Source organism: Shewanella sp. HL-SH4 (assembly GCF_051164845.1).
GTDB classification, from domain to species: domain Bacteria; phylum Pseudomonadota; class Gammaproteobacteria; order Enterobacterales; family Shewanellaceae; genus Shewanella; species Shewanella glacialimarina.
Genome location: NZ_CP195036.1, coordinates 1 through 13356 on the forward strand (window position 1 = coordinate 1; position 13356 = coordinate 13356).

The 13356-nt window shown below is 38.7% G+C and carries 13 protein-coding genes; all 13 read right to left on the reverse strand.

From position 1 onward, the window contains the following. Positions 1-953: 953 nt before the first annotated feature. Positions 954-3548, reverse strand: a complete 2595-nt coding sequence (locus ACRWQL_RS00005; protein WP_434949701.1) for a TraC family protein — start codon at positions 3546-3548, stop codon at positions 954-956. A gap of 7 nt (positions 3549-3555) precedes the next feature. Beyond that, positions 3556-4377: a TraV family lipoprotein gene (locus ACRWQL_RS00010; RefSeq protein WP_432363677.1), complete on the reverse strand. Its 822-nt coding sequence runs from the start codon at positions 4375-4377 to the stop codon at positions 3556-3558. After that, on the reverse strand, positions 4374-5234 hold the full coding sequence (locus ACRWQL_RS00015) for a hypothetical protein (protein WP_432363679.1): 861 nt from the start codon (positions 5232-5234) through the stop codon (positions 4374-4376). The genes ACRWQL_RS00010 and ACRWQL_RS00015 overlap by 4 nt, the downstream gene beginning before the upstream one ends. Next, positions 5234-5953: a bifunctional protein-disulfide isomerase/oxidoreductase DsbC gene (gene dsbC / locus ACRWQL_RS00020; protein WP_432363681.1), complete on the reverse strand. Its 720-nt coding sequence runs from the start codon at positions 5951-5953 to the stop codon at positions 5234-5236. The genes ACRWQL_RS00015 and dsbC overlap by 1 nt, the downstream gene beginning before the upstream one ends. A 438-nt stretch (positions 5954-6391) precedes the next feature. Further along, entirely contained in the window at positions 6392-6859 is a 468-nt protein-coding gene (locus ACRWQL_RS00025; protein ID WP_432363683.1) for a hypothetical protein, read from the reverse strand. 5 nt (positions 6860-6864) lie between these two features. Further along, positions 6865-8196: a TraB/VirB10 family protein gene (locus ACRWQL_RS00030; protein WP_432363685.1), complete on the reverse strand. Its 1332-nt coding sequence runs from the start codon at positions 8194-8196 to the stop codon at positions 6865-6867. A gap of 2 nt (positions 8197-8198) precedes the next feature. Continuing rightward, positions 8199-9335: a hypothetical protein gene (locus ACRWQL_RS00035; RefSeq protein ID WP_434949705.1), complete on the reverse strand. Its 1137-nt coding sequence runs from the start codon at positions 9333-9335 to the stop codon at positions 8199-8201. Then, a complete protein-coding gene (locus ACRWQL_RS00040; protein ID WP_432363689.1) occupies positions 9325-10014 on the reverse strand; it encodes a TraE/TraK family type IV conjugative transfer system protein in 690 nt (229 codons plus the stop codon). The genes ACRWQL_RS00035 and ACRWQL_RS00040 overlap by 11 nt, the downstream gene beginning before the upstream one ends. Continuing rightward, positions 10011-10298 (reverse strand): type IV conjugative transfer system protein TraL, encoded by a 288-nt coding sequence (gene traL, locus ACRWQL_RS00045; RefSeq protein ID WP_432363691.1) that lies wholly within the window; start codon positions 10296-10298, stop codon positions 10011-10013. Before traL ends, ACRWQL_RS00040 begins: the two co-directional genes overlap by 4 nt. Positions 10299-10543: 245 nt before the next feature. Beyond that, the gene (locus ACRWQL_RS00050) at positions 10544-10885 is read right to left on the reverse strand and encodes a hypothetical protein (protein WP_432363693.1); all 342 of its coding nucleotides are present in this window, start codon (positions 10883-10885) and stop codon (positions 10544-10546) included. Positions 10886-11075: 190 nt separating this feature from the next. Continuing rightward, entirely contained in the window at positions 11076-12116 is a 1041-nt protein-coding gene (locus ACRWQL_RS00055; RefSeq protein WP_432363695.1) for a S49 family peptidase, read from the reverse strand. A 2-nt stretch (positions 12117-12118) separates the two neighbouring features. Then, positions 12119-12778, reverse strand: coding sequence for a DUF4400 domain-containing protein (locus tag ACRWQL_RS00060; protein WP_434949708.1), 660 nt, complete (start codon positions 12776-12778; stop codon positions 12119-12121). A gap of 7 nt (positions 12779-12785) precedes the next feature. Beyond that, positions 12786-13355, reverse strand: a complete 570-nt coding sequence (locus ACRWQL_RS00065; protein ID WP_432363699.1) for a hypothetical protein — start codon at positions 13353-13355, stop codon at positions 12786-12788. Position 13356 lies beyond the last annotated feature (1 nt).

A 13356-nucleotide genomic window follows, 5' to 3' on the forward strand; every position in this document is an offset into this window, starting at 1 on the left:
ATAAATAAATATACTAATATTATCAACGCCTTAATCTAGTTATCAGAAGCTACTTGGAGCTGCCACAATGAATTTATCTATTTAAACTTAAGGGATCATTATTTTGTGGCAAATCGATACATTATTTTGTGGTAAATAGGTACATTGTTTTGTGGTAAATCAATGTCATTAATTATTAATAAATCAAACCAACAAGTAAATATATCTACAATATCAATCCATTAAGCGAGAAAGCAGAAGCCACTAGGAACTGCCATAACGAATTTATCTAATTAAATTTAAAGGATCATTATTTTGTGGTGAATCGATACATGATTTTGTGGTAATTCGATACATGATTTTGTGGCATTAACATTGACTTATAAGAATTAAATAAATTAGGCTGCTGATTTATTAATATAAAAAACAGAACCTTACAATCATAAACGCGATTGACTGTTTCGTAATGTCTGTATCACATTAATTGTTAAACCCTCAGATATTGACATGCAGAAGCGTACCTCTTGCATATATAGTTAAGGTATTGTTTTTTTTAGAAATTATATTATTTCTTGTAAAAGTAAATTAGCGCGTTGAATTATTTACCACAAAATAGTGATCTTTTCTTGAATCCAAGATGCTCATACTGATTGATTAATCTTATTACCAAAAGCACATATTGAATATAACCCATTGTTTATTATTAATATAAACCCTTCAGATTGAATGAGGTCGCATTTTTTGTCCCACGATTAATTATGTAATTACCACAGATTTATGATCTTTTCTTTTCGTTGCCATAAATTGATTACTTAAATATCAAAGTGATAATTTTAATAACAACAAAATCAATGATTATAAGTCACTGATTTAGCTGTTATTTATGATTGCTTATTAGTATAGCTTCGAGTATAAGCACAATTTTGCGTATCGATTTACCACAAAATAATGTATTTTTGGGGAGGATACCTCATCTAAAGCCCGCGCTTTTCTAATACTGACAGCCTGGCAGCTTCCTTAACTCCATGGCCAAAACCACGATATTTTTTCATCAACTCCCGGTCATCTGGATCTGTTGAGAATATCATTAGCGTTTCAGGTTCCAGTTCCAAGCGACAAATTTCAGACATACCACGAAGAAATATCATCAACTCTGAATAACTACCTTTTACTGTTTTAACAGACTTCATTTGTTCGAATTGGTGATCAGATGCAGTAAATGCCTTGGTGTTTTTTATGGTATCGACGGTTGATGGATCTTGACCCAAAAATATTTTCCAATCGGTGTTAGCTAAAATAGATTTGCCCACTGGATTTAAGGTACAGTCAAGAAGTGACTGCGTGATAACGCCACCAGACGAACGTGTCTTACGGAATTTACGAAACGCGGATTGTAGAAACTCACCTACGAACCCAACTAGAGCAGCTTTGTCACCTTCACTTGATGCAGTTAGCCATTGCCAAGCTTCTTCCAGTAAGAATAAACTTTTACGAGAAGTACCACCTTGGAAGATTTTTTGCTGGATTTGAGTGATCATCCCAAGGATAACCACCAGCTGTAAATGTAAGTCAGTTTCTAAATCTTCAGTCTCAATAACAATCAAGCGACCGTTGTAATCAACAGGCGGTTTTTTGTCGGTAAAGAAGTGTCCATAAACACCACCCTCGGCAAAGATCTTCAATTGCTTGCCCAAGTCGCGCATGTATTGTTCTTCATGTGCATTACAACGATTAACGAACTCAGTGATGGTTGACTTCTGGCCTAAGTCATTCCACATGTCTGTTAACAACGTCATCATTTCTGCGCGTTGTACCTCAGTTAATCCGTCTTTTGGTGCGGCCATAGCCTTTAGCATTGTTGCTATTTGAGGGCCCTGAGCATCTTCTCCTGACCAGTTGGTTACCGTTGAAAAAGGATTCAGTGAATATTTAAAAGTCTCATCAAAACAAATAAACTGACTGTCTTCGAACATTTCCGCTAGGTTTTGATAAGAGCGACCTGAGTCAAATAGGAATACTTGAGCACCATCATCGTATTCTTCAATCTGATAATTTTTTTCGTGGGATTTTCGTTTAAGCGAACCGCCTGTTTTCACGCCACTGTTTAAATAGCAGTTAATGATATAATTCATGAGAACGGACTTACCTGAACCGGTAGCAGCTGATAACAGGAAGTTAAAACCACCATCGGTTTTGAACAAATCCCAAAAGAACACCTGACCAGAACGGGTTACAAGAGGCACAATAGGTAGATTAGTGTTTCCTTTCCAGGTACACATGTGTGGTGTGAGAAATACCATGGCTTCAGACGAGTAAATTGAGTGACGACTGAAATTGGCGTAACCACTGTCCATCATGCAAGGAATGTTTTGTAGTAAAAGTGGTCCAGTTAAAACTGACTCTCTTGCAAATGAAATTCTCTTACTATCAAAGTAGCGCTTCATTTTGGCAACGCTTCTGTCACTAGAAAGTTCATTCGATGAAAAGACAATAATATGGGTACCTGAATTAACTATTTGGGCGCCGTTTTCATCTACTTCTTTCCACATTTGGTCATAGTCATATTTTTGCTGCGCAAGACCTTGGAAGTATTCTAAAATTTTACCTTTAGCTTGACCCAGCAACCATTTACGCCCTGCTGACAATTCACTTTTTGCCTTACTTTGCTCAGGGTAGTGCATCAAAGTAGAAATCATATATGGATCGCCGTGAGCAAATGTGCCACTTCGCCAATCTCCAATCATGTCGTACATTTGTCCATATGCAATTTCACTTGGCATCGACTCAAGTGATAGTATTTTTATGTGCGTTTGATTATCTACTTCAAATTCAACATTACCCACAGCATCAACAGATTTAGGCTTACCCGTTACCACACCATTCGGCGTAAAATTAAGAGTGTTACCTTTTTCTATAATCTGTTCGTTAAATGATAGAGATACATTTGGCTTGGCATTCATATCACGCCAGTTAGCATCTTTTGATGAATTAAAAAGACTTTGCAAACGCCAGAGCAACGCGTCAGGCTCAAGCATTCTTGGATGATGGTTAACACCGGTTAACGACTCTTGTAAGTCGAGTATTAACTCTCTAAATCGTTTAATTTCTTTGTCAGTGGGGATCAACTCTGCAGTAGGTATACGAATAGTAAACCAAAACTCAAAATCACGTAGACGTGAGCCGTTATGCATATCCTTAAATACTTTTCCTTCCAAATCATTGATGAGTTCTTCCGCCATCGATGTGGTAAGTTCATTGTCATTACCCATCATGCGATTACCGCGTGTGGTTTCGTAACACTTAGAGAAATAACTAATATCTGGAATGGCGACTAGCTGAGTTTGTATACACGTATCAGCTGGGTACTCTTTATTAAAGATAGCGTCATAGGTATTTTTTAATTCCTCATTACAACCGGGCGTAGGCTGACAGCAAAACACCACTGCCATACCACCACCTTCGATAAGATAATAGCCATCTTGGAATGCTGAAAAACCGAAAAGCTGCTCTGTTTGCTCGTAGGCCGTAAGCTTTTTAAGCTTCTGAAAATAACTGGAAAAAATACCCATTGTTTACCTACCTTTCCGTAATACCTAAACTGCTATAGCCCGATTTTGATTTACTTTGGCGCTTTTCTTCCTCTTGTGATTTTTGCTGGATTTGCAAAGGAACAATTCTTCCTGGGCGCTTATTAGCTTGTTCGCCTACTAACCATTTTTTAGGTTCAACTTCGACATACACGAACCCTGGCATGTTTAAGTCACCGCTTTCGTCAGTCCATGATGCTACAAGAATTCGCATTGTTTTAGGTTGCTGAAGTACCGCTAATGGTTCCGGAGCCAGCGCCATTGGTGCTTGCTTATGGACCATGAGTTTTCCATGCTCATTATTCATACCTTGTACTGCGCCAAAGGTTCTATTTTGTGGTTCAGGTACACTTTGAGCCTCGGGTAATGCGTCATATCGCTTAGTATCGATTGGCTGATATACACCATTGATGGCTCTACCATTGTCAACTTCATGTTTAACGATAGTGTTCGTTGCACTTTCAGATGACTCGTCCTCTACTAATGAATAATCTTCTGAGGGACGTGGGGCTGTATCTAGTATGCTTCTTGTTTCTACTTTAGAATGACTCGTTGGATTTGATGCTTCGTCTATTTCATGCACTTCACCATTACTGTCTACGTGACCTGTTACTTGCCCATTGGTAATGTTGAGACCTTCTAAATTATCTCGATTATTTGTTAGCTCATGAATTTGACGAGCAGAAGAACATGCCGCACCTCTGCCTTGGTTTGGGCATGAAAATTCAGCTTCACCAACCTGCAACATACTGCACCCAGAGATTGAAAGCGTGCTTAACGTGATTGAAATCGCAACGGCTAATTTTTTCATTTAGACTGCGCTCCCTTACTAGAATTATTGTTTGATGAAGTTTCAATTGTGTCAGTTGATGGTTGAACTTTAGGTTTATTCTCAAGCCATGACATTGGATCTTTTGGAACGCCTGATGACCTTCTTCCGTCACTTCGGACTAAGTAGGGGACTTTATCAATGTCGAGATATGACGCCATTAACATTGGTGTCATGACCTTTTTCAAATCATCTTCATTACACTCCCGCTGGTCTACGTCATCTGTTTCACCAGTTATAAGCGCTTGAATACTGTCCATCGTTGAGTAACCACACCATGTTTTCATTGATGGTGTAATAGCTCCTTTTTCATGTGGAAAAATCACTAGGTCAACATTCACTTTTGAAATATCAAGATTTTTAACGAACGTTTGTGATTCTGTTGCTGTAGGTGAGACAAATACACGAGCTTGTTTAGGAATAGATGGATTACCATATGGTATGACGGCTAATTTTGACATCAATGTGCCATCACCAAAATTATCAAGGTTCAACAACCAAGTATCATCTGCTTGTTGAGCAGTTTTAACATCGGTTAAGTTCCAAAGATCTTTTATATTACCGTCTATTAAGAAGCGACCGTTGGATGAGATGAACATAGGAGGTTTATCTTTTAGTTGTATCAACATAACTTGCTTAATTGGCATCATTCGAACAACTTCTATGTCGCCAAGCTCTGACATCATTCGCTTTACTTCAGATGAGAAACCTTGTTCGATATCTGATTCGTTTTGCTTAATTTTGGCTGCTTCTTCCAAATCAATGCCTTTGGCCGACAGCGTAGACGTGGCCAAAAGTATCGAAATGGAAACCGCTAATTGTGTTAGCGTGACTTTCATTATCCTTGGTTCTCCAATGTCATTAGTAATTGCTTAGGTGGCTGATAGCCTGGTACTAATTCGCCATTAGGCAAAAAGAGGGCAGGTGTTCCATTGATGCCCATCGCGCTACCTAAGTTGTACATTTTCTCTACTGGAGACTGACATTTCACGGTAGGTATGTATTGATCATCTTTCGCCTTGTTCATGGCATCTAACTGATCACTAGAGCACCAGATGTTGTTTAATGTGGTACTCATTTGCGAGTTAACACCACCGCGAGGGTAGGCGGCATAGGCGATGGTAATACCTAAGTCGTTGTACTCTTTCATTTCGTGATGCAGCTTGCGGCAATAACCGCAAGTTGGATCGGTAAATACAGTCACAAAATATTTTTCATTTGGGGCTTCGTACACAATCAACTCATCTTGCAGGTCATCTAGTTGTTTTGTTGTTAACTCTTGTTGTCTAAGAGCTGTAAGATTCAACAAACCTTCTTCAAATTTGTGTAAAGAACCTGAGAATATTTTTTTTCCATCATTCGATGCGTAGAAAATACCTTTCTCAGTTTCAACTTGAAAAAAACCTTCTATCGGCGCCTGTTTTATTTCTGTAACGTTGAATGGAAGCAATGACTCAAATTTAACTTTAATGGCATCTTGAGTCATGGCCGCAGCTAACGTTGAAAAACTTGAAACGGCTAGCATAGCTACACTGAGTAATTTTAACTTTGAGTTCATCGCTACGATCCTTTATTTGAATTGAACGTATGATTGCACGTTAAAAATCAAAATAAACAAATTAGCGTGTCGATTTTGAGCACCTTAATTGATTTGCATTAAATAATTATTTGGTAAAATGGGAGGGTAAAGAGGAGATGTTTTTATGTTGTGCGTAGAAGAATTGTCACCCGAAAAAAAAATAAGTGTAGCTAAACTCGAGTTAGTAAAAAAATATTTTTTAACCCTGTCACGGTTTCGTAGATTTGTAATTGCTAATAAAAACAAGCAAGTTAAATTCGCAATTAAACATCATGTTAGTCAACAGTTAAAAATAATTGGTGGATGTGCAGATAACACAATCATTCAAAGAGACTGTCTTATTTTACTGCAACTATCTAAAGCCCTATAGAAAAGCCTAACCACAATAATTACTATGGTTAAGCTTTGTAGGTTGAATTAATCCCTAAGATTTGGCATGACATTATTGAGTAATGATTCCACGACAATAAGTTGATTTACTTCTCTCTGGGCGTATTTATCAGCATTTGCGATACGCGGATTTTCTATACCTAAGTCAGCCACAGCTTGTCGCAATGTATCTATTGGGTGAACTGCTAGCGTAACAACATTTTCAGAAAACTTAATCGCAGTAGGTTCTAGTAAAATAATGTTGTTTTCTTTTAACAATATTTTGAGTAAATCAAGATATTCATACTGAGTTTGAATGTTATAGCCCTCCTTTGAAAACAACCCCAGCATTGCATCTTGATCAAGCATTTGAACATTGATTTTATTTGCACCTAAATAATCTACTTTCTCTTGGATACTTTGGATGTGGTACCGTGTAACAAGTGATGAGATAACCACCACACACAGTAACACCAACATTACTCTTAATGTGCTATATACTTTTTCTTCACTCATTTTACTTATCCTAATTTGAGTTTAACGCCTTTTTGCACAATGAAATCAACTTCACGTCCACCAAGCACTTCTACTACTGGCCACGATGCATCTACGAGCTCTAAATAGTATTTTGCAATCATGTCAAAGGATGTACTGGCACCATTCAATGCAGCAGATTCGGCCAATGCACTCATGTTTTGTTTCTGGAACATCGATTCCTCACCTGGATTTGTGCTTAACACATTTATGCTTGTTGGTGCAGCTGCTTGAGATATCCCTGACAAAAAGCCTGCCGCCATCGCATTACCCATCAGATCACCCGCTTTCGTCACTAATTGTCCACCTATGCCATTCTTACCATCGCGACCAACAGCATAGGCGTTTAAAGAGACTTCAATAGCTTCGTCTGCTTCTGTTATACAACTCAGTGTTTCAGCTCGCACAAATGCACGCTCTGTAGCTAAATCGCCAATAGCACTACCGATGATGAAACATTCCCGAATATCAAGTGAGTAATTGTTAGGCATAATAGCTTCATGCTTAATTCTCACTAATACAGGCATTGGCATCTTTTGTTGTTGACCGCCCGAAGTTGGCGCATCGATACCGTTGATGGTTGTGCCGGTGATGATGGAACCTGCAGATAACCACGTAGATAACTCTTCAACTTTCTTTTCTGCTGAGGTTGCATCCGCTGCTTTGGCTTCTGATTTATTATTAACACTTTGGGTGTTTTCACTCACCGAGACGATGTGTGTATCCGACTCTTCAATGGTGCCAGTTTCTTTTACTGAGCGTACTTTGCCTTGTGTGACTGTTCGTAACACCTTACCGCTTACTAATGGTTGACGCGTGATAACTTGCGTTTGTGGTTTCTCAACTGTTTGCATCACATTTGCGCTTGGACCTGTTCTAATAACATTACCAGTGCCATCTATTGTTGGTTGATCTGTTGGGGTTACATTTTTATTGCTTTCAAGGGCCGATTGGATTTGAGCAAACATTCGCTTTTGTTCACTTAGGTCTTGGCGCATCTTAGCCAATTCCATTTCCATTTTTTTCTCTCTATTTGCGGTTCTATCTTCTTGTGCTTTAGCTGCCAGCTCACGATTTTGTGCATCAGCAGCAAGTTGACTGAATAACTCCTTGCTCTTTTTTTCTTCCATTTGAGTGACCTCTTCAACTGAGAACAGCTCAGTGCCACCGGTTTGCTTAACCAAATTGGTGGGCTTTTCACTTTTGGTAAAAAACAAGGGTAATAGGAAGTACATCGCTGCGAGAATAACAGCCCACACAATGATTTGACGTTTTTTGGGATCTGCCCAAAACTCCTTACATGATGCAATTACTGACATCGTTATTCTCCTTGCGTTAAACCAAGTTCAGCCGCGCTAAACTGACGTCTACGATTATTTTTTTCTTGTTTCTCTTTGTAGAGTTTGTCTCTGACAATATAAACTTCAGTTGAAAAGCCTGGAGGCAAAATACTTTGGTCCACCAGCGCCACAGCAAGGGCATCACGACTTAGGCATTGTTCTTCTTTTATTTGATAGTCATAGACGGTGTGGTTATACATTACGACTACATCAATATATTCACGCGAACCAACATAACGTTGTGCTGTCTTTTGTTTGATGGCCACTGAACAAGGTTTAGTCACTGATGCAGGTATTTCTACCGTTTCAGTAAAACCTTTGGGGATGCCACTTTGAGCTATCGGTGTCAGCATCTCTTTGATGCGCTCAATGTAACTCGATGCTGAGTGTTCAGTTTCACCAAGTAGGTTTGCCTGCTCAATTTTTTCTAGGCGGTCGCGCTCTCGCTTTCTTTCTGTGGCCTGATAATATTGCGAAGGTGTTAGCGCAACATTGACGTTGACCATTGCCGGTGGAGAGTTATCTGGTTGCAAAACTAATGATATAGCTGTCTCTGGCAGGCCCTCTTCATAAATCATTAAACCTACCGGGCTCAAGCTATTAATCGTTATGTAAATATAACCGTCAGATGCTTCAATGATTGATTCCTCATCGGACGTTCTTACTGCTACCATTTGAAAATTAGTCTTAATGCGATTCATTAAACCCGCAGCCACTGCTACGGCAATATTATCGCCTGGGGCTAATTCATAGTCTTGCACAGGCTTATAGCTTGCTTGTAATGTATTACTAAACTCAGATTGATTACTTGTAGGTGTTGTTGAGGTATTTATTGGTCGCCCGAATTGATCATAATTTAATGTCGATTGTCCTTCACCTTCGGGAACAGCCGACTTGAGTTGGTCAAAGATAAATTGAACAGGATTATTTTCGTTAGGTTTTGTGTCTATCATTTCTGAAGATAATCTTTGATTAGACGTATTAACGGGCAAAACAAACTCATTAACTGGATCTGAAGGCGATGCTTCAAAATAAGGTTCGTTATTAGCATAAACATTCAAAGCCAATGTCGATAGTAATCCGATTGTTATAGCTGATAATTTAATATTAGTTTGCATCTTTATTTTCCTTAACTTCTGAGCCTGATTCAACTAAACCAAGCCGCATTTCATCTGTTAACTCTGGAATAGTGTCTGCCGCTGGAACTACACGCTGACGAGTATTGGGTTTACCTGGGTATTGTTGAAAATATGAGATTTTTGGCATACCACCACTGACACCTATGCGCCATTCGTATGTCCAAGTCTTTTTCAGCACAGGTTGGTTTGGAAGGGTGATTTCCCTGGTACCCCAGATCCAAACAATGTCCTGAAACTCATCAAAATGTAGGTCTTCAATGACAAAACGTTGCTTCAACTTACGTGCGTTGATAATGCTAACTTGACGCTCAATCTCTTCTTCAAATTGATCTCGTAAGTAGGGTGTAGCACTTGCTAAGAAGCGTTGTTTTACAAACTTAATATTGGTATTACTGATATTGCCTATTAACTCAGAAAATGCGATAGCATGCCCCTCTTTGAATGAAGAATTAGCCCAACTGCCGCGTACTTCAATAGGTTCTGTTAAGGGCGCATTCGGCAAGGCGATCGCCCCAGGCTCAAAATTGAGGAACTTCAATGCAAATATTAACAATGCAACACTGAGAAGGATATTAGATAGCAATGTTACGTTACGAACTGAAATTGCTTCCGTTAATGAAACCTTGATGTCATGGACGCTGCTAAGCAATTTACTCATCTAATGAACTCCTTTTTCATCGGATCAGGTGTTTTAAATCCAAGTTTTACTCGCATAATTCCGTAATACCATAAGGTATGTTCGACATATCCTCTTGGATGATTTTGAGCGAAATACGATGTTATTTTGAAGTACATGATTGCGAATATCATTGACTCCATAGCTGCTTTAAAGGTGTAGCCAAGCATCACCGCAATAGCGATAGGTATAAACTGCTCAAGAGTAAAAAAGAGTATCAATAATGACTCATTCACTTTCTTCGGAATTCGGTATGTCATTGCCATATTTATAGCCTCAGTTAAATCGTTGGCTCATTCTGGCACTATTAAATCGGCTTTTGTCAAAATAGCGTGTCGATTTTAGACACCTTAATTAAAAAGCAATTTTTTTGATGAAGTGAGGTTATCTTGTTTATTTGGAGATACAAAACCGCCTCGAGGGAAAGAGGCGGCAAGGCAAGCAAAGGGATAGAAAGGGTGTTAACTATTATAAATAGGCTATTTAGCAATACATTAAAAAATTGGAATTTTTAGATTGTTGCAGTGAGGAATACGTTAATGATTGTAACCGACTGGCTTAACAACATGCCGCCAATAAATGCACCAATCGCCATGTAGTAGTTTTGCTTGAGAACATTGAAGAGGGCTGCGAAGAAAGCAAGCAGGGTAATAATTTTTCCCGGAACGCCGTCAGCCCAACCACTAATTTCAGTCCAAATTGTCGTAAAAGCTGCACCACCCGAACCCGCAATCGTATCCATACTAAAAAGTAATGCAAATAAGAAAGACGCGACTAAAACTACACCGGCAACTTTCTTGTTTGAGATGATATTTGGGTTTGCCACTTGAGGCATAGTTAGAGCTGTATTCATAATTTTCTTCCTTTAATCTATTTGTAGATTTAAATAGTGGGTTAATCTCTATACCTAATTTACCCGCTTTAAAGCGTGAATAATTAAATTAAGGTTATCGATTTCGAAACGTTAATTCGGCAACTTAAAAAGGTTTTTTACCTTAATTTGCATATTCAAGAAATATACTCAGATTTCTGCGTTATCTTGCTCAATTTAAATCTAACCAACCGAATGCAGATGTAAGAAATTGCCTGATACCAAAGTGCGCTTGAGAATAAGGTTTGTATTTAACCGTAGTCAGAGCTTCCAAGCTCTTTTGAACTTGGAGTCTGTCTGAATTAATGTCAACGAGCCCAACTTCACGCGATTCTAAGCCTGACCAAACTAATCCTGAAAATAGCAAATTCAAATCCATTTTTAGTTTGTCGCCCCTTGCGCTTATAACTGTGGACTTAAATTGCTCAAACACCGGTGTTACCAACATTTGTTTTGCTATTGATAATTGTTCATCGTTTACATCGGTCCAAGGGGATAACATGTCTTTATGTATGCCGGACGTGACCACAGTATTTTTTACACCCAGCTTTGTGGCTAACTCAGACCAATTTAAAGAGTCCATTCTTACACCAACATTACCAACAAGAGACGCCTTTTGAGCCACGATGATATCTGCGTGAATGACAGCTTGTATACAGGCGCTAGCACACAACTTCGATACGACTGCGATGATAGGTTTCCTAGGCAAGTCAGCTAAAAAAGTCAAAAATTGCGCATCTTTGTTCGGCGCTTCTAAAGCTGCTTTACGTATAACATCATCCGCAAACATTAATTGAGGCGAGGTGAGTGCATTTGAGATTCGTTGTAACGCTTGATTATTCAAATCAGCCAAATGCTTATATTGTGTTATTACATTTTCGATTATCTGCGAGTCCGTTGGTGAACCTCCACCACTATCAACTTCAAGCACAATAGCTAACGAGTCTTTGTTGTTGATTGCTGTTAATATATGATCTGCCACGGAATAACCCGAACCAGTGTCGTGATTCGAGCCTATTTCGCCTTCGAGCAATATCTTCGCTATATGCTTCTTTTCGCCCCAATCTGCTCCTGTGAAATTGATAATGTTTGTCGCGGTTGCTATCACAAATATCAAGCCGATAAACGTTAATTTTCCGTAGGCTGTGCGTTTGTAAACCTTTAAATGCTCACTTGCGACTTTTACTAATGATTGTTCAGATTTAATATCCATTTTTATGCGACCTTCATGTAATTTGAGATTGTTTTCTTTATTGCATAACCTGTGGCCATTAACATTATCAATGGAAACCAAGCTGCAACTGTGACACCCATGAAGTTCGGGATAACAAGGTAGCTGAATACTAATATGATGATGTAGACTATTGAACGTGTCCAAATGCGTGAGCCCTTTATTGATATTTGCTTAGGTTCATACATTTTTATTCTGCGCTCGATATATCCATCATGTATGACGGCGATAAAATAAGGCAGAAGCAAGAACACCCAGAATCCTAATATGGTAATTCGGTATGTCATTTGATATGCGAGAATATGTAGGTTGTTGACTACTCGGCTAAGAATAAAGTCACCCTTGTACTTGGCGACAATTTCTTTAATTTTGTAGCTACTTTTTGGAAGTAATGCATCTGAAACACCATCTTGAATACCACTTTGAATATAGTGTTCAGAATAGCGCATAGTGACTTTGTTAGTGACCTCCATCCATTGTGGTAAATCAACAAGCAGTGCAAGTGATTTTACTTCACTTTCAACTTCTCTTTGGAAACTCGCGCTTGGGACAATTATAAGAATTACAGCTAATGACATTGACAATATCAGCAATAACAAACTGAACAATTTACTCAGCCCATGCTCGTGCAATAGTTCTGACATGGTTCACCTACACAATAGTATTTTGGGATTTGAGGGAGTAGATTCTTTCGCGCCCAGGCAAAGGTAGGCCGATTATATTTAGCCAGCGACGATTAAAAATGTGATGACACAATAAAAAACCTACACATCTATCTTCAATGAACGATTGACGTTCAACATACTTAATTTGAAAGCATGAACATCGAGAACTGACCTCAAAACACTTACAGCTGTTTTTTCTAAAAGTAGCTGTTTGCATTTGTTCAGCGATAAATTCGGGTAAAGTTTGAGCTACGCAGTCCCAGTGAACGACTTCGTTCGATTTCAGTTTGTAAGTAACACAATAATTAGTTAGATCACTTAAATCACTTAAAATAGATAAACAAAAACGTCTAAACTTATCTTCGCTGTGCTCATTTTCATCATCACCCCAGGCTAAATCTGCTTTTAAAATCGCGCAGTTTAAAAATGAAATGTTATTTTTGGTTATGTAGTGCTGACCACCTACTAATTCATTTAGTTTCTGTATGATTGAGGCTACACCTTCGTGGATCATTGGAAGGTTTATTGGCTGGTAGCTATACGGTTGAAGTTGCATT